At 71.4% G+C, this 17602-nt stretch carries 12 protein-coding genes and 1 pseudogene; 8 read left to right on the forward strand and 5 right to left on the reverse strand.

All coding sequences use genetic code 11. The annotated features are described in order from the left end of the window. Both GUI43_RS31380 and GUI43_RS31385 read right to left on the reverse strand, forming a co-directional pair. Positions 1-1029: DEAD/DEAH box helicase family protein (locus GUI43_RS31380; RefSeq protein WP_502322468.1), on the reverse strand; the 1029-nt coding region annotated here is incomplete at its 3' end. 5 nt (positions 1030-1034) lie between these two features. Then, positions 1035-2294 (reverse strand): Hsp70 family protein, encoded by a 1260-nt coding sequence (locus tag GUI43_RS31385; RefSeq protein WP_112700438.1) that lies wholly within the window; start codon positions 2292-2294, stop codon positions 1035-1037. Between the two features lie 300 nt (positions 2295-2594). On the opposite strand from GUI43_RS31385, the gene GUI43_RS31390 reads away from it, so the two are divergent. The 4 genes from GUI43_RS31390 (at position 2595) to GUI43_RS31405 (ending at position 11069) form a co-directional block, all read left to right on the forward strand. After that, on the forward strand, positions 2595-3476 hold the full coding sequence (locus GUI43_RS31390) for an IniB N-terminal domain-containing protein (protein ID WP_112588913.1): 882 nt from the start codon (positions 2595-2597) through the stop codon (positions 3474-3476). A gap of 115 nt (positions 3477-3591) precedes the next feature. Beyond that, positions 3592-5448 carry a dynamin family protein gene (locus GUI43_RS31395; protein WP_112700440.1) on the forward strand — a complete coding sequence of 619 codons (1857 nt, stop codon included), beginning with the start codon at positions 3592-3594 and terminating at the stop codon, positions 5446-5448. Further along, positions 5445-6905, forward strand: coding sequence for a dynamin family protein (locus GUI43_RS31400; protein ID WP_112700442.1), 1461 nt, complete (start codon positions 5445-5447; stop codon positions 6903-6905). The genes GUI43_RS31395 and GUI43_RS31400 overlap by 4 nt, the downstream gene beginning before the upstream one ends. A gap of 228 nt (positions 6906-7133) precedes the next feature. Next, positions 7134-11069: a ThuA domain-containing protein gene (locus tag GUI43_RS31405; RefSeq protein WP_211326792.1), complete on the forward strand. Its 3936-nt coding sequence runs from the start codon at positions 7134-7136 to the stop codon at positions 11067-11069. 193 nt (positions 11070-11262) lie between these two features. On the opposite strand, the gene GUI43_RS31410 is transcribed toward GUI43_RS31405, so the two are convergent. After that, a complete protein-coding gene (locus tag GUI43_RS31410) occupies positions 11263-11730 on the reverse strand; it encodes a septum formation initiator (RefSeq protein WP_112700444.1) in 468 nt (155 codons plus the stop codon). Positions 11731-11832: 102 nt separating this feature from the next. On the opposite strand from GUI43_RS31410, the gene GUI43_RS31415 reads away from it, so the two are divergent. From GUI43_RS31415 to GUI43_RS31430, 4 genes are all read left to right on the forward strand, one after another. Next, complete coding sequence (locus tag GUI43_RS31415; protein WP_112602976.1) at positions 11833-12528, forward strand: response regulator transcription factor; 696 nt, start codon at positions 11833-11835, stop codon at positions 12526-12528. After that, positions 12525-13820 (forward strand): sensor histidine kinase, encoded by a 1296-nt coding sequence (locus GUI43_RS31420; RefSeq protein WP_112602974.1) that lies wholly within the window; start codon positions 12525-12527, stop codon positions 13818-13820. The genes GUI43_RS31415 and GUI43_RS31420 overlap by 4 nt, the downstream gene beginning before the upstream one ends. 28 nt (positions 13821-13848) lie before the next feature. Further along, the gene (locus GUI43_RS31425; RefSeq protein ID WP_112588923.1) at positions 13849-14403 is read left to right on the forward strand and encodes a DUF5872 domain-containing protein; all 555 of its coding nucleotides are present in this window, start codon (positions 13849-13851) and stop codon (positions 14401-14403) included. Between the two features lie 106 nt (positions 14404-14509). Beyond that, on the forward strand, positions 14510-15031 hold the full coding sequence (locus tag GUI43_RS31430; RefSeq protein WP_112700448.1) for a PepSY domain-containing protein: 522 nt from the start codon (positions 14510-14512) through the stop codon (positions 15029-15031). A gap of 103 nt (positions 15032-15134) precedes the next feature. Here GUI43_RS31430 and GUI43_RS31435 read toward each other — a convergent pair whose 3' ends face one another. Together GUI43_RS31435 and GUI43_RS34825 are read right to left on the reverse strand one after the other, a co-directional pair. Further along, the gene (locus tag GUI43_RS31435; protein ID WP_112588925.1) at positions 15135-17027 is read right to left on the reverse strand and encodes an ABC transporter ATP-binding protein; all 1893 of its coding nucleotides are present in this window, start codon (positions 17025-17027) and stop codon (positions 15135-15137) included. Positions 17028-17423: 396 nt separating this feature from the next. Next, positions 17424-17602 (reverse strand): annotated as a pseudogene (locus GUI43_RS34825) (HNH endonuclease signature motif containing protein); the annotation flags it as partial.

Below are 17602 nucleotides of genomic sequence, written 5' to 3' on the forward strand. Positions count from 1 at the left end.
CCCGGCCGCCGTGGCCGCCGCGAACAGCTCGGCGGCGAACGCCGGCTCGTCGGCCAGAGCCTCGTCCGCCGCGGCGGCCAGGGTCGCGGCCGGGCAGTCGCCGAGCGCGCCGACCGCGAGCAGGGAGCGGACCAGCGGCAGTACCGCGCCACCCCGAGCGAGTTGCAACTCGGTGAGCCGACGCCAGACCGCTGTCCGTTCGGTGGTGGGGCTGAGTGTCGCGACGGCCCGCCTGACGATCGGTGCGAGCCGGCCGTCCGCGCCGAGCAGCCCGGCAGCCCTGGCCGTGGCGATCAGTTCGTCCACTCCGGCCGGGTCCCGGCCTAGCAGCGCGCCGAGCATGCTCACCGGTAGCGCCCCGCTGGCCGCGACAGCGAGGAGCAGTCGTCGTACCGCGGTGGGCTGGACGTCCAGGTCCGGCCCGAATTCGAGGATGACGGACCGTGGTGGGTCGACCATCGCGCCGGTCCGGGTCTCCGCGCCGGCCAGGCCGCGGGCCAGCCGTTCCACGTCCCGGGGTACGCCGGCGGTCTGCGTGTGGACGAAGTCGACCAGGTCGGCGGGGCGGCCCAGCTCGGGTGTGGCGGCGAGATGGGCGGCGGTCTGCTCCCGGGTGAACGGCGTGAGCAGCACCGCCTGCCCGTCGCGTCGCAGGGCGTCGACCAGCTCACTGAACGCCGCTGACCGGGGCCACGGGCGGTGGGCCACCACCAACCGGTGTCGCCGGCCGGCGACCAGACGCAGCAGCGTTTCGGTCCGCGCGTCGTCGAGCAGGTGCGCGTCGTCGACCAGCACCACCGTGTCGGGGTCGACCGGCTCGTCCGGCTCCGGGGCGGCCGTGCGGACGGCGATGCCGGCGCGCTGGTGAATGCGCTCCAACTCGGCGAGAAGCGCGGTCTTTCCGTGACCGGCCGGGCCGGCGACGCCGACGGCGAGCGGACCGGTCGGGTCCTTCGCGACAGTGTCCAGTAGCGCCTGCAACCCCTTGTCCACTGTCAACCCTGGTGCGGCGAGGTCATTCATGATCATCGGGGTTATCCTTCGCGTCCGCGACCGCGGGCCAGCGCCAGGCGGGACGGCTTCGGCAGTTCCAGTGGGAGGACCCGGACCGGAGGCCGCGGTGGCGGTTCGCCCGGAACGGTGTGATGGGCTCGGCGTGGTGCCGGGATGGTGGCCCGCCCGGCGCCGCTGACCGGGGCCGGAACGCGGGCCGGCGGCGGCTGGCGGGGGCGTGGTGACACCACCTGACAGGCGGCCATCGCCGCTCCGGTGGCGGCGGTCAACTGTGCGTCCGGCTCCACCTCGACGGGCACCGGGAGGGCCGCGCCGATCAGTTCGGTCACGAGCGGGACCCGGGTGGAGCCGCCGGCCAGCAGGACTCCGTCGAGCTGCGCCGGAGTCAGGTCGGCGCTGCGCACGGCCCGGAGCAGGAGGTCGACGGTGGCCTGCACCGTCGGGCGGATCATGGCCTCGAACTGTGCCCGGGTCACCGGCACCCGCGCCGGGCCGCTCGGCAGGGTCAGCACCACGTCGGCAGTGAGGTCGACGGTCAGCACCCGCTTGACCCGGTCACACTCCGCGCGCAGCCCGCGCAGCGCGGCCTGGGCCCCGCGACGTCCGGTCGCGGCCAACTCCCGGGCCAGCACGGTACGAGCATGCTCGGCGAGCGCCTCGTCGAAGTCGGCGCCGCCGATCGAGTCGAGACCCTGCGGGGTGCCGAACGTCTCGTACGTGCCGCGCGGGGTGCGGCGCACCAGAGCCGCCTCGAAGCTGTTGCCCCCCAGGGCGTAGACGACGGCCGTGCTGCCCGCGAACCCGCGAGCGGCGTGGCTCTCGGCGACGGTGACCGTGCGGGGCAGCAACGTCACGTGTCGTAGGCCGAGGTCCGACAGGGCCCGGTGCAGCACCTCCCGTCGGTAGGGGCGCCACCCCGCCGGGTGGCTGAGCACGATCGCCTCGGCCGCCTCAGCCTCCAGGGCGTGGACCCGCTCCACCACCCACGCCGCCAGCTCGGCGGTCAGCGTCTGCGGCGCGCACGGCTCGCCGCCGAGCAGCACCGGCACGTCGTCGCCGATCCGGTGGACGAAGTCCCGGGTGGTGCGGCTGCCGTCGTCGGTCACCGGCTCGCCGACGCGCAGCGAACCGTCCTCTTCCAGGCACAACACCGACGGCATGAGGGGTGAGCCGGCGCTCAGCGGGACGACCTCGGGACGGGTCCAGGTCGCGCCGCGTCGTCGTGCGACGGCGGCGGCCGTGTTGCTGCTTCCGATGTCTATCCCCAGGACGTACGGCATCGTCTCTGTCTCTCCCCGTGAGTCGGCCGGTCGGTGGCGATGGCGTCGGCGGCCCGACGACCCACCCCCGGCGAACCCCGCGGGCTCCTACGTTCGTACCAGAGATCAGTCCCTGGTCGGGACCCTAATCTCGCCGGGACGGTTTCCCCCTGTCCCCCTAACGTACGAGGTGGCGGTGCCCCTAGTTCAACCGGCCCGGATGCGGGCTCAGCCCCGATGCCCGGGGGCGGGCCCCCGCAATAGCGTCGTCACTGTCGACGTACGACACCCGCCAATGCCACATCCGAGGAGAACCGGCACATGGACTCGCAGCAGACGCTCCACGACTTCGTGCTCGACCTACTGACGAACCCGGACGCGCGGTCGGCCTTCGACCTCGACCCCGAGGGCGCGTTGCGGGGCGCCGGGCTCACCGACATCACCGCCGCGGACGTGCAGGACGTCGTGCCGCTGGTCGTCGACTACGCGCCGGGGGCGGGCCTCGCGCCGTTGGCCTCGCCGGTCGGGCAGCTCGGGCTGGACCCGCTGCTCACCGACACCACCGACGTGGTGGGTCAGTTGCAGAGCGTGGCGCAGCAGATCAGCGTCACCAGCTCGCCCAGTGGCGTGGACGTCAAGGCCGGCGTGCTCGGCGCCATCGCTGTCGACCCGTCGACCGCCGCCGCCGGGGTCACCGTGCTGCCGGGCATCGGTCTGGGTGTCGGCCCGTCCGGCCTCGACACCGACCTGGCCGGCGTTTCCGACGTGGCGCACACCCTCGACGCCGATGTGGTGCAGCCGGTGGACGCGATCGCGGACCCGGTGCTCGGTGACGCGACCGGCACCGTCGGCGACCCGAGCGGTCTGCTCGGCGTCACTGACTCGAACCTGATCGGCGGCGACCTGACCGGTGGTGTCCTCTCCGGCACCCACGGTCAGCTCGGCGGGGTCGTCAGCTCGCTGGGTGTCGACGACACCCTCAACGGGCTGGGCCTCGGGCACGGCGACGGTGTCGTCGGCGGGGTCCCGCCGCTCGACGTGCCGTCGACTGTGGGCGGCGTGACGCACCAGGTGGACAGCCTCCTCCCCGGTGTCACCGACACTGTCGGTGACGTGACCGGTGGGGTCACCGATGGTGTGCTCGGCGACTCACACGCCTCGTCCGATCACGGGCTGCTGGGTATCACCGGCGGTCTGCTCTGACCCGGATCTCCGGTCGGAGCGGAGGGTCGGATCGTCTCGGGCGATCCGGCCCTTCCCGGTTCCACATCCGGTCCCTCTTGATAATTGAGCCGAAATCCGCACACTTGGTGCGGTGATGGCCGGGATCTGGTTGGACGTGCTGGACGAGATCGCTCGCACGTGCACTGCACACGGTCGCGGTGACCTACTTCAGACGGTGCGGCAGAAGCGCGCGCAACTGCTGGACCCGACGCTGCGTGTCCTGGTCGTCGGTGAGCCGAACCAGGGCAAGAGTCAGCTGATCAACGCGATCATCAACGCTCCGGCCTGCCCGGTCGGCGACGGCCGGACGACAGTCCTGCCGACCGTGGTGCGGCACGCCGAAGCCCCCACCGCGGCGGTGGCGCAGGCGCCCCCACCAGCGCCGGGGCACCCCACCGGCACCGCCGACGCGGTGGCCGTCGAGCGGACCCCGGTGGCGCTCAACCAGGTCGCGGCGGGCGTGGCCGGCCTGGTCGGACGTCGGCCGGGCGGCGGCCCGGCGTACGTCGAGATCGGACTGCCCCGTGCCCTGCTCGGTGCCGGGCTGGTGCTGGTGGACACTCCCGGCACCGACGAGGTCACCGGCATCGGCGCCGCCGCTTCGGTCGCCGTGCCGGCCCGCGCGGACACCGTGCTCCTGGTCTCCGACTCCACTCGGGAGTTGTCGGTCGCCGAGCTGAACATGCTGCTGCACATCACGCGTTCGCATCCGAACGTGGTGGTGGTGCAGAGCAAGACCGATCTGGTCGCGGACTGGCGTACGGTCGCCGAGCGCAACCGGCAGCACCTGGCCGAGGCGGGCGTTCCGGCGACGCTGATCCCGGTCTCGGCGGCGCTGCGACTGCGCGCGGCCGCGGCCGACGACCGTGGGCTCAACGCCGAGTCGGGTTTCCCCGCGCTGATCGCCCGCCTGCAACGCGACCTGGCCGGCAAGGCCGACCACCTGGCCCGGGCGGCGGTGCAGACGGTGGCCCGGACGGTGGTCGAGCAGTTGGCTGCGCCGCTGCGCGCCGAGTTGGCGACCCAGGAGGCCGAGGAGCAGTCCGGGCCGATCTCCCGGTTGCACGCGGCGCAGCGCGAGGTCGACGAGCTGCGCCGGTGCTCCACCCGGTGGCAGAACACGTTGACCGACGAGATCACCGACCTGCTCGCCGACCTCGAGTACGACCTGCGTGACCGGACCCGACAGATCCTGCGCGCGGTGGACGAGGCGTTCGACACCGCCGACCCTCTGGTCGCCTGGGACACCTTCCAGGACTGGCTGGAGCGGAGCCTGGTGGAGGCGGCGGAGGCGAACCACGAGTGGCTGATCCAGCGCTGTGACTGGATCGCCCGGCGGGTGGCCGCCAACTTCGACCGGTACGGATACGACGTACTGCCGCCCTGGTCGATGACGATGCCGGACGACATCGGCGAGCGACTGCCCGAGCTGCAACGGCCGACGATCGACCGGTTCACCACCGGCCAGAAGCTGTTCACCGGCATGAAGGGCTCGTACGGCGGCATGCTGATGTTCGGTCTGGCGACCACGCTGGCAGGCATGCCGATGATCAATCCGGTCTCGGTCGGCATTGGGGCGCTCTTCGGCGGCAAGAGCATCCGTGACGAGAGCAAGCAGCTGCTCCGTCGTCGGCAGGCGACGGTCAAGACGGCCATCCAGCGGCATGTCGACGACTTCTTCGTCCGGATCATCCGAGACTGTCGCGACGCCGCCCGGCAGGTGCAGCGGATGCTGCGGGACCACTTCACGGGGCTGACCGAGGAGCTCCAGGAGGCCATCGTGCAGTCGTTCCGCAGCGCGAAGCAGGAGGCCGACACCGACGCCTCCCTGCGCGAGCAGCGGCAGCGCGAGATCCGTTTGAAGATGACCCGGTTGGCGGCGGTGTACGAGCAGGCTCAGCAGTTGACCGGTGCCCGTTCCGCTCCGCTGCTGCTGGAGCCGCAGGGATGACGGTGGGAGTGCGCCTGGACGAGGCGGCGTGGGGGTTGCTGCACCAGGCCATCGAGCTGTACCAGGACAATCCCCGGGCCGTCGCTGAGCTTCGGCAACAGGTGGCCCGGTTGGAGCAGCCGCTGCGGATCGCCATCGTCGGCCCGTGGCGATCGGGTAAGTCGACGGTGCTCAACGCGTTGATGGGCGAGGAGGTCGCGCCGGTCGAGCGGGCGGACGGGGCCTTCACCTGGTACGAGGACGGGGCCGCGCCGCGTGCCACCGCCTACCCGGTCGGGCAGCCACCGCAGGAGTTGGCAGTGGTGAAGTCGGCGACCGGGCTGCGGGTGGATCTGGGCTGGGGTGCGGGGGAGGTGCGGGACATCGTGGTGCGGTGGCCGACGCGGGCGCTGCGCCAGATCACGCTGATCGACACCCCGGCGGTCACCGGCGGCGTCGAGCAGGGCCGGGCGCCGGTGTTGGGGCGGGTGCTGCGCGACTCGGACGCGGTGTTGTACCTGACCCGCGACGGTCGCGACAGTGACCTGCGGGTACTGGAGTCCGCACGGGACAGTGCCGTCGGACAGTCCGCTCCGGTCAACGTGATCATGGTGTTGTCCCGCGCTGACGAGACCGGCGGCGGCCGGATCGACGGTCTGCTCACGGCCCGCCAGCTCGCTCGTCGGCACTACCGCGACCCGAGGGTGAACGCGCTCAGTGTCAACGTCGTGGCGTGCAGCGGCATGATCGGCCTGGCCGGCCGGATGCTCGGTGAATCGGATTTCGCCGCGCTCGCGACTCTGGCTCAGGTGCCCCGGGCCGAACTGGACGCGCACCTCATCTCCGCCGACCGTTTCCTCCGTGGTGAGCTGCCGGTACGGCTGGACACCGAGGTGCGCGCCGCGCTGCTGGGCCGGTTCGGGGTCTTCGGTGTCCGGCTGGCGGCCACGCTGGTGCGCAGCGGGTTCGACAGCCGGGTGAAGCTCTCCGCAGAGTTGATTCGGCGGAGCGGTCTCACCGAGCTGCGCGAGTCGGTGACGCGTTGTTTCATCGATCGCCGCGACGCCCTGAAGGCGCGGTCCGCGCTGGCCGCGGTGGAGGCGCTGCTGCGGGCCGAGCCCGCCCGGGGGTCCACCGAGCTGGTCGGTGCGGTGGAGCAGATCCTCGCCGGTGCGCACGAGTTCCGGGAGCTGCGCCTGCTGGTGGCGCTGCGGAATACCCGGCTGGGGTTCGACGCGGAGTTGGCCGCCGAGGCGCAACGGCTGGTCGGCGGCGACGGGGTGGGCCTCGCGGCTCGGCTCGGTGTCGAGCATGAGGCCGACGTGCGGCAGCTCTGGGAGGTCGCCTCCGAGGCACAGTGGCGGTGGCGGGACCGGGCGGAGGATCCTCTGCTTCCGCTGGCGCAGCGGCGCGGCGCTCAGGTCGTGGTCCGCAGTTGCGAGGGGATGATCGCCGAGCTGGCCGCAGGCGGGCGCTGAGCGCCGACGACCGCCGCTGGCACAACGGTGGTTGGTGGCCCGAAAACCGTTATTCGATCTTACTCCACACGGTCGCCGCTGACCTGCGGAGATAACGCTCTCACGGATGGTGGGAGAGTGCTTGACGCGCCCGTGATCCGAACGCAACGATGCATTCACATGTCTCGTCCCACCACCGCCAGGCGTGATCGGCGCACGCCGTCCCTCGCACCGCGAAAGGACCCTACTGTGCGCAGATCCCTGAGATCGTGGCTCGGCCTCGCGCTGAGCACGATCCTCGTGGCGGGCGGCATCGTCGCCTCGCCACCCACGGCCAGCGCCGCACCGTTCACCGTGCTGATCTTCAGCAAGACCGCCGGGTTCCGGCACGGCTCCATCACCCCCGGCATCGCCGCGATCCAGCAACTCGGTGCGGCCAACGGCTTCACCGTCGAGGCCACCGAGGACGCCGCCCAGTTCACCGACGCCAACCTGGACCGGTTCGCCGCGGTGATCTGGCTCTCCACCACCGGCGACGTGCTGAACGCCGCCCAGCAGGCCGCGTTCGAGCGTTACATCACCGGCGGCGGCGGGTACGTGGGCGTGCACTCCGCCTCCGACACCGAGTACGACTGGCCCTGGTACGGGGGACTGGTCGGGGCGTACTTCGCCTCGCACCCGGCCGAGCAGAACGTCACAGTGAAGGTCGCCGACCAGGTGCACCCGTCCACCGCGACACTGCCGCAGCGGTGGAACCGGTTCGACGAGTTGTACAACTACCGCACCAACCCCCGCGGCAACGCGCACGTGCTGGCCACCCTGGACGAGAGCACCTACACCGGCGGGAGCATGGGCGCCGACCACCCGATCTCCTGGTGCCAGAACTACTCCGGCGGCCGAGCCTGGTACACGGGCCTGGGGCACACCGACGCGTCGTACACCGAGGCGAACTTCCGTCAGCACCTGCTCGGCGGCATCCGGACGGCCGCCGGCGCTGTCGACGCCGACTGTGGCCCCACCGTCACCAGCAGCTTCCAGCAGGTGGAGCTGGCCAAGGGCGCGGCCGAGACCGGTGAGCCGATGAGCCTCACCGTCCTGCCGGACCGGGGCGTCCTGCACACCTCGCGCAACGGCGTGATCCGGCACACCGACGCCGCCGGCAACACCAAGATCGCCGCAACCCTGCCGGTCTACACCGGCGACGAGGAGGGTTTGCAGGGCATCAAGGCAGACCCGAACTTCGCCGCCAACCGCTGGGTGTACGCGTACTTCGCGCCACCACTGAGTACCCCCGGTGGCGGTGCGCCGGCCACCGGCACCCCGGCCGACTTCGCCGTCTGGGAGGGCGTCAACCGGCTGGCCCGGTTCACAGTCAACGCGGACAACACCATCAACCTGGCCAGCGAGACGTTGATCCTGAACGTGCCGACCAGCCGGGGCATGTGCTGCCACGTCGGCGGTGACATGGACTTCGACGCGGCCGGCAACCTCTACCTGTCCACCGGTGACGACACCAACCCGTTCGACTCGGCCGGCTTCACCCCGATTGACGAGCGGGCCGGGCGTAACCCGGCCTTCGACGCGCAGCGCACCTCGGCGAACAGCAACGACCTGCGCGGCAAGGTCCTCCGGATCAAGCCGAGCGCGGCCGGCGGCTACACCATCCCGGCCGGCAACATGTTCGCCCCGGGCACCGCGCGGACCCGCCCGGAGGTCTACGCGATGGGCTTCCGCAACCCCTTCCGGATGAGCGTGGACAAGGCCACCGGCATCGTCTACCTCGGCGACTACGGCCCCGACGCGGGCACCGCCGACCCGAACCGGGGGCCGGCGGGCAACGTCGAGTTCGCCCGCATCGACCGGCCCGGCTTCTACGGCTGGCCGTACTGCACCGCCCGCAACGACGCCTACAACGACTACACCTTCCCGTCCGGGCCGTCCGGGGCGAAGTTCAACTGCGCCGGTGGGCCGGTGAACAACTCGCCAAACAACACCGGCATCACCCAGCTGCCGCCGGCCGTCTCGGCCTGGTTGCCGTACGGCGGCTCCGGCTCGCCGCCGGAGTTCACCGGCGGTGGCCTGTCGCCGATGGGCGGGCCGGTCTACCGGTACGACCCGAACAACACCTCGCCCGTGGCGTTCCCCGAGTACTACGACGGGACCTACTTCGCCGGTGAGTTCGGTCGCCGCTGGATCAAGAACATCAAGCTCGACGCGTCCGGCCAACCACTGAAGATCAACCCGTTCCCGTGGACCGGCACCCAGGTCATGGACATGGAGTTCGGCCCGGACGGCGCGCTCTACGTGCTTGACTACGGCACCGGCTGGTTCAACGGCGACGCCAACTCGGCGCTCTACCGCATCGAGTACGCCCGCGAGGGCAGAGCACCCATCGCCAAGGTGTCCGCCACGCCGACCAGTGGCAACGCGCCGCTGACAGTGGCCTTCTCCTCGGCCGGCACCCTGGACCCGGACGGTGACCCGTTCACCTACGCCTGGGACTTCGACAACAACGGCACCACCGACTCGACAGCGGCGAACCCGAGCTTCACGTACACCACCAACGGGACCCGCAGCCCGACGCTGACGGTCCGGGACACCACCGGCAAGACGGCCACCGCGAGCGTGGTCGTCACGGTCGGCAACAGCGCACCGGTGGTCACCGTCAACACCCCGTTGAACGGGCAGACCTTCAATTTCGGGGACGCGGTGCCGTTCTCCGTCACCGTCACCGACGCCCAGGACGGCGCGATCAACTGCGCCCGGGTCAAGGTGAACTACGTCCTCGGCCACGACTCGCACGGCCACCAGCTCGGCAGTGTGCAGGGCTGCACCGGGGTCATCCAGACCTCGGCCGACGGCGAGCACGACTCGGCGGCGAACATCTTCGGCATCATCGACGCCGAGTACACCGACCTGGGTGGGGGCGGCCAGCCGGCGCTGACCACGCACACCCAGGCGGTGCTGCAACCTCGGGTACGCCAGGCCGAGCACTTCGGTGACTCGTCCGGCATCCAGATCGTCGCCGGGGCAGCCGGGCACGGCGGCGCGGCGGTCGGCTACGTCGACAACAACGACTGGATCTCGTTCCGCCCGTACAACCTGACCGGCGTCCAGTCGTTCAGCGCCCGGGTCGGTGCACCGGCCGGCGGTGGCGGCACGTTGGAGTTGCGGGTCGACTCGCCCACCGGGCCGCTGGTCGGTTCGGCCACCGTGGTGCCCACCGGCGGGTACGCCAATTTCGCCACTGTCACCGGTGGGGTCACCGCCCCGACCGGCACCCGGACCCTGTTCCTGGTCTTCAAGGGCACCGGCCCGTACTTCGACATCGACGAGTTCACCCTCTCCACCAGCCCTGGCGGTCCCGGACCGGACCCCGACCCGGATCCCGAGCCGGGTGCCAACCTGGCCCGGGGCAAGCCGGCGCGCGCGTCCAGCTTCGAGGGCGCGTTCACCGCGGCCAACGCGTTCGACGGCGTGGCCGGCACCCGGTGGGGCAGCGCCTTCGGCGACCCACAGTGGATCGATGTGGACCTCGGCGCCACGTACGCCATCAACCGGGTCAAGCTCACCTGGGAGGCGGCGTACGGCAGTGGCTACCAGGTCCAGACCTCGCCGGACGGAGTCAACTTCACCACGATCCGTACGGTGACCGGTGGTGACGGCGGGGTGGACGACCTGACCGGGCTCAGCGGGTCCGGCCGGTACGTCCGGCTGCTCGGCACGACCCGGGGGACCGCCTGGGGCTACTCGCTGTTCGAGTTCGAGGTGTACGGCGGCACGGGAAGCCCGACCGGCGGCAACCTGCTGCTGAACAAGCCCACGTCGACGTCCAGCAACGAGGGGCCCGACGTGTCCGGCGCCCAGGCCGTCGACGGCAGCCTCACCACCCGCTGGTCGAGCACGTTCTCCGACCCGCAGTGGATCCGGGTCGACCTCGGCAGTCCCACCGCGATCGGTCGGGTCAAGCTGAGCTGGGAGGCGGCGTACAGCAGCGCGTACCAGATCCAGACCTCGAACGACGGCACCACCTGGACCACAGTGAAGACGGTGACCGGGGCCGACGGCGGCGTGGACGAGCACACCGCCCTCGGTGCCAACGGCCGCTATCTGCGGATCAACGGCACGGCCCGGGGCACCGGATATGGCCACTCGCTCTGGGAGTTGGAGGCGTACGCCAGCTGAACCACCACCTGATTCCGCCCCCACCCCCGATCGGGCGGTGGGGGCGGACTCGCCTCGATCACGTGATGCCCAGTAGCTCCGGTGGCCCTCTGACAACTACTCCTCATCAAGTGATCACGGTGCCGCCTGCGCGTGGTCCGCCCTGGCGGGTCGTTGATTCTCAGCAGGGCGCGGCTAGGCGTCGGCGCGCGGCTTAGTCGTCGGCGACGGCCACCGGCTCCGAGCCGATGCAGCGCACCTTCAACTCGTACTCCCGGGTCGCCCCCTGGAACGTGACCTCGACGTCGTCGTCCGGGCCCCGGTCCACGTCGCGGACCCGGTAGCCCTGCGCGGGCGCCCAGGAGACGAGGCGTACGCCGCCGACGCCGCACTCGGCGACGGCCGTGCCGCCGTCGGTGGCGAACCCCCGGCGGACCCCGGAGCTGGCGCTCGGTGCGGTGCCTGTGGTGCCTGTGGTGCCCGGCGCGGCCGAGGTGGTGCTCGTGGTGGGTGCCGGCTCCGGTGCGGCGAGCGCCCGCTCGATCTCGGCCTCGCTGCGCACCCCGCCCGGGGTGCCGGTGAGGCTCTCGCCCACCAACCGGATCGCGCCCAGGCCGATCACCGTGGCGATGGCGGCGGTGGCCACCCAACCGGTGGCGACGAGGATCGAACGACGGCCCATCTCCTGACTATCCCCGATCCGTCCTTGTCGTTTGCACATCCGTTCGCTAAGGCGTGGTTAACGTGCGCCGCGCTGCCAGCCGCAGCGGTTAGCCTGCCAGCTGTGGCCCGCCTGTTGCTCATCGAGGACGACCTGACGATCCGTACCCCGTTGATCCGGGCCCTGCGTGAACGCGGCCACGCGGTGGCGGCGGCCTCGACCGCGATGGCCGGGCTCCGCGACGCGCTGGAGGACCGACCCGACCTCGTCGTGCTCGACCTGGGCCTGCCCGACCTGGACGGCCGCGAGCTGCTGCGGATGCTGCGCGCGGTCAGCTCGGTGCCCGTCATCGTGGCCACGGCGCGTGACGACGAGACCGAGATCGTCCGGGTGCTCGACGCGGGCGCCGACGACTACGTGGTCAAACCGTTCACCGCGGCGCAGCTCGACGCCCGCGTCCGGGCGGTACTGCGGCGTGGCCCCGCCGGCGCCGACGGGCAGGTCCCGGCGCTCGTCGTCGGCGGGCTCCGCGTCGACCCCCGGGCCCGGCAGGTGACCCTGGACGGGGTGGCGGTCGAGCTGACGCCCCGCGAGTTCGACCTGCTGCACCACCTCGCCGGCCGACCGGGCCAGGTGGTCACCAAACGTGAGCTGCTCACGGAGGTGTGGCAGATCCCGTACGGCGGTGCCGACAAGACCGTCGACGTGCACCTGTCCTGGTTGCGTCGCAAGTTGGGGGAGAACGCCCAACAGCCCCGCTACCTGCACACCGTGCGTGGTGTCGGGGTGCGTCTCGAAGCCCCGGCGGCGCAGCCGTGAGAGCGCGTCTCGCGCTGCTGGTCGCCGCGGTCAGCGTCCTCACCCTCATCGCGTTCCTGGTGCCGTTGGCGCTGCTGGTCCGCACCGTCGCCGAGGACCGGGCCACCGTTCGGGCCACCGCCGACGCGCAGAGCCTGGTGCCGGTGGTCGGCACCGCCGACGCGGCGACCATCCGGCTCACCGTCGAGCAACTCGCCGCGGAGTCCGGTCGACCGGTGAGCGTCTTCCTGCCCGACGGCACGGTGCTCGGCGCCCAGACACCGCGTACGCCAGCGGTGGCCCTCGCCGCGCGCGGACAGAGCCTCACCGGCGAGTCGGCGGCTGGCCGGGAGGTCGTCATCGCCGTGCAGGGTCGGGCGGACGGCACCGGGGTGATTCGGATCGCGGTGCCGCAGCACGAGCTGACCGCCGGGGTCACCCGCGCCTGGCTGGTGCTGGCGCTGCTCGGCGTGATCCTCGTGTTGATCGGGCTGCTGGTCGCCGACCGGCTGGCGCGCACCCTGGTCCGGCCGATCAGCGACCTCTCGGCCGTCTCACACCGGCTGGCCAACGCCGAGCTGGACGCCCGGGTCACGCCGGCCGGCCCGCCCGAGCTGCGTGAGGTGGCCGGCGCGCTCAACCATCTCGCCACCCGGATCCAGGTGCTGCTGGTGCAGGAGCGCGAGCAGGTCGCCGACCTGTCCCACCAGCTGCGTACTCCGCTGACGGCGTTGCGGCTGGAGGCCGAGTCGTTGCGTGACCCGGACGACGCCGCCCGGATCACGGCCGCCGCCGACGGGCTCGAACGCGCGGTCACCGGGCTGATCCGGCAGGCCCGGTGGCGGCACGCACCGGCGCAGCCGGCCTCCTCGGACGCGGCGGCGATCGTCGCCGACCGGGTCGCGTTCTGGTCGGTGCTGGCCGAGGACACCGGCCGGGCCGTCACCCTCGACCTGACGCCCGGCCCTCTTCCCGTCGGTGTGGCCGCCGACAACCTGACGGCGGCCGTGGACGCCCTGCTCGGCAACGTCTTCGCGCACACCCCCGACGGGACGCCGTTCGCCGTCCGGCTCGCCCGTGAGGCGGGCGAGGCGGGCGAGGTGGTCCTCACGGTCGCCGACGAGGGCCCGGGCATGCCCGCCGGGGCGATCCGGCGGGGCGCCAGCGCGGCCGGGTCCACCGGCCTCGGCCTGGACATCGCCCGGCGCGCCGCGCAGGCCGCCGGCGGTCGACTGGAGGTGCGGGCCGGCCCGCAGGGCGGTGCGCAGGTGCTGCTCCGGCTCGGGCCTCCGACGTCGCCGCGGGACGCATAGCCGCTGCGGTGCCGGGTAGCTGCCAGTCATGGCGCGGTATACGAAACCCGAGCTCAGAGAGCAGATCAAGGAAGAGGTCAAAGCTTCCGACAAGGGCGGCCGGCCGGGGCAGTGGTCGGCGCGCAAGTCGCAGCTGGTCACTCAGGAGTACAAGAAGCGCGGCGGCGGATTCCTGGGCGAAAAGGACGAGCGGCAGAAGTCCCTCCAGCGCTGGGGCAACGAGAAATGGCAGACGAAGGAGGGCGACACCCGTGCGCGCAAGGGCGCCACGACGAGTCGCTACCTGCCCAAGAAGGCCTGGGAGGAGATGTCGGAGAACCAGAAGCGCGCGACCGACACGAAGAAGCGCGAAGCGTCCCGATCCGGCAAGCAGTACGTCGCCAACACCGGGCCGGCCAAACGGGCGCGTCGGGACGCCACCACGGCCGGACGGATGACGGAGATGTCGGTCGCGGAGGCGGCCAAGCTGGTCCGTGGCCTCGACACGCGACAACTCAGGACCGCGCTGCGTAACGAGCGCGCCAGCAAGGACCGCAAGACGCTCGTCCAACGGCTGGAAGCGGAACTCAACCGGCGCGGCTGACCCGCCCCTGGACCGCCTTAACCCGCCCTTAGCGTCCGGACAGCGCGGTGCTATCCCGATCTGGCCGATCCTCGAAGTCGACAACCGAGGAAAGGTGGACACCACGATGAAGCGCACCAATCTGCTTCTGGCGTCGGTCGGCGGGTCGGCGGTGCTGGCGGTGGCCGGGGTCGCGCTCGGCGTCAACGCCGCGAACGACTCGCGGACCGGCGGCACGGCACTCGCCGCGGCAACCGTCGCGCCGACGGCCACCGACGCGCCGGTGGTCACCGGTTCGCCGTCGGCCGGCACCCCATCGGGTACGCCGTCGAGCGGAACGCCGTCCGGTACGCCGTCGACCGGCAGCGCGCCCGCGGGCAGCGCGGTCGACGAGAAGCGCGCCGGTGAGATCGCGCTCGCCAAGGCCGGTGGGGGTCAGATCGTCGAGGTCGAAGCCGAGCAGGAGAACGGCCGACCGGTGTGGAGCGTCGAGATCGTCGCCGGCGACACCGAGCACGAGGTGGACGTCGACCGGGACAACGGCTCGGTGGTCAAGGCCGAGCAGGAGCCGGTCGACGACGACGACGACGACGACGACGCCGACGATGACGACGCCGACGACAACGACGACGACAACGACGACGACTGACAGCGGTCGCCGCTCACCCCGGGTGCTTCCATGAGGTGAGCGGCGGCGCGCTGTGACGCGGTGGTCGGACTGTCCCTCGTGGGCGGACCGACCACCGCGTGCGTCATATGGCGACGCGTTGCTCCTGGACCGTCGGCTGGTCCTGGGCGAACTGGGTGCGGTACAACTCGTGGTAGCGGCCACCAGCCGCGAGCAGATCACTGTGTCGCCCGCGTTCGACGATGCGTCCCGCCTCCACGACGAGGATCTGGTCGGCCGCCCGAATGGTGGAGAGCCGGTGCGCGATGACCACGCTCGTCCGGCCGGTCAGCGCCTCGGCGAGGGCATCCTGAACCGCCGCCTCCGAGGTGGAGTCGAGATGCGCGGTGGCTTCGTCGAGGATGACCACGCGCGGACGAGCCAGCAGCAGTCGCGCGATGGTGAGTCGTTGCCGTTCCCCGCCGGACAGGCGGTATCCACGCTCGCCGACGACGGTGTCCAGCCCATCGGGAAGTGAGCGGATCAGGTCGTCGAGGCGGGCCCGCCGGAGCACCTCCCACATCTCGTCCTCGGTCGCGTCCGGCTGGGCGAACGCCAGGTTGGCGCGGATGCTCTCGTGGAAGAGGTGTCCGTCCTGGGTCACCACGCCCAACGCCGTCCTGATCGACTCGGCCGACAGCTCACGTACGTCGACGTCGGCCAACTTCACCGCGCCGTCCTCGACGTCGTACAGGCGAGGCACGAGCTGCGCGATCGTCGACTTGCCCGCCCCGGAGGAGCCGACGAGCGCCACCATCTGCCCCGCCTCGGCGCGGAACGACACCCCGTGCAGCACCTCCTCACCGCCGCGGGTGTCGAGCTTCGCCACGTCCTCCAGGGACGCGAGCGACACCTTGTCCGCCGACGGGTAACCGAACCGGACCCCGTCGAACTCGACCGCGACCGGCCCTTCCGGAAGGGGCCGGGCGTCGGACCTGTCGAGGATCAGCGGCTTGAGGTCGAGGACCTCGAACACCCGCTCGAAGCTCACCAGCGCGCTCATCACCTCGACCCGAGCACTGGCCAGTGAGGTCAACGGTGCGTAGAGCCGCGACAGGAGCAGCGCGAGGGCGACCACCGTCCCGGCGTCGAGGCTGCCCCGTAGGGCGTAGAGACCACCCAGCCCGTAGACCAGGGCCAGTGCCAGCGAGCCGACGACGGTGAGCGCGGTGATGAAGACCCACTGGAGCATCGCGGCGCGGATGCCGATGTCCCGGACCCGACGTGCCCGCGCCGCGAACTCGGCGGACTCCTCGGCGGGCCGCCCGTACAGCTTGACCAGCGTGGCGCCGGGTGCGGAGAAACGTTCCGTCATCCTGGTGCTCATGGCCGCGTTGTGCTCGGCCGCTTCACGCTGCAACTGAGCGAGCCTCGAACCCATCCGGCGAGCCGGGAGAACGAAAATGGGCAGCAGGACGAGCGCCAGCAGCGTGATCTGCCAGGAGAAGGTGAGCATCACGGCCAACGTCAGCATCAGCGTGACAGCGTTGCCGACCACACTCGACAGGGTGTCGCTGAAGGCCCGCTGCGCGCCGATCACGTCGTTGTTCAGGCGGCTGACCAGTGCACCCGTGCGGGTCCGTGTGAAGAACGCCACCGGCATGCGCTGAACGTGGTCGAAGACAGCCGTCCGCAGTTGGACGATGAGCCCTTCACCGATGCTGGCGGAGAGAAATCGCGTCACCAGACCCAGCCCGGCCTCGGCGAGGGCGATCACGGCGATCAGTACGGCCAGCCGGATCACCACGCCGCTGTCGGCGCCGTCGACGATCGCGTCGACCACCCGACCGGCGAGTACGGGCGCCGCCACCGTGAGGACCGCCGTCACCACACTCAACAACAGGAACCTGACGATCAGGGCCCGGTGCGGCCGCGCGAACTTCGCGATCCGCTTCAAGGTGTCGCGGGACAGCGGCCGCTCATCCTGCGCGTTCATCGCGTGGTGCAGGGACATCCACGCGGTAACTTCCATGCTCATGCGTAACCTCCGATACCGGAGGCTAGGACCTCACCCGAGCTTGAGGTCAAGTCGCCACGCGAGGCTGTACCTACGGGTTGTTCACGGTGCTCGTAGCCAAGGACCGCATCGATGCCGTCGACGGCATGCGGTACCGCGCTCAACGACGACGAGTCGCGTCCGTGAAGCACTGGCGCGGGGAGGTTGGCCGGCCCGGCGCAGGCCGTCGTGACCTGCTGCGGGTCGCTGCGAGCAGCTCTTATCGCGACCCGGCCGGCATGCGCCCAAGACGTGCCGCTCAACGCTTCGGCCTTCGCGGCGGGTGCCTGGCCAACCAGCCTCCTAGGATGGCTTAGGCGGTGTGGGGTGGGCGACGGTGTCGACCCGACATGTGGTGATCGTCTCGGCTGCCTGCCGCTACGTTCGTCGGTGGTAGTGGTTGCGGCGGGGGAGTTGTTCGGGGTCGAGCCAGGCGGGTGGGATGAACTCGGGGTGTCCGTCGTCGCCGAGTTGGACGGTCCAGTCAGTCTGGTGGACGTGTCGGTGGTGGTGGCCGCAGAGGAGGACGGCGTTGCTGAGGCTGGTTGGGCCGCCGT

Source organism: Micromonospora noduli, from assembly GCF_003264365.1.
Classification (GTDB): Bacteria; Actinomycetota; Actinomycetes; order Mycobacteriales; family Micromonosporaceae; genus Micromonospora; species Micromonospora noduli.

What these genes read in the sequence shown, in the direction of transcription:
- GUI43_RS31400 (WP_112700442.1), top strand. Translation starts at nt 5,445, where the DNA reads ATGACGGTGGGAGTGCGCCTGGACGAGGCGGCGTGGGGGTTGCTGCAC.
- GUI43_RS31435 (WP_112588925.1), bottom strand. Translation starts at nt 17,027, where the DNA reads ATGAGCATGGAAGTTACCGCGTGGATGTCCCTGCACCACGCGATGAAC.
- GUI43_RS31395 (WP_112700440.1), top strand. Translation starts at nt 3,592, where the DNA reads ATGGCCGGGATCTGGTTGGACGTGCTGGACGAGATCGCTCGCACGTGC.
- GUI43_RS31390 (WP_112588913.1), top strand. Translation starts at nt 2,595, where the DNA reads ATGGACTCGCAGCAGACGCTCCACGACTTCGTGCTCGACCTACTGACG.
- GUI43_RS31385 (WP_112700438.1), bottom strand. Translation starts at nt 2,294, where the DNA reads ATGCCGTACGTCCTGGGGATAGACATCGGAAGCAGCAACACGGCCGCC.
- GUI43_RS31410 (WP_112700444.1), bottom strand. Translation starts at nt 11,730, where the DNA reads ATGGGCCGTCGTTCGATCCTCGTCGCCACCGGTTGGGTGGCCACCGCC.
- GUI43_RS31425 (WP_112588923.1), top strand. Translation starts at nt 13,849, where the DNA reads ATGGCGCGGTATACGAAACCCGAGCTCAGAGAGCAGATCAAGGAAGAG.
- GUI43_RS31430 (WP_112700448.1), top strand. Translation starts at nt 14,510, where the DNA reads ATGAAGCGCACCAATCTGCTTCTGGCGTCGGTCGGCGGGTCGGCGGTG.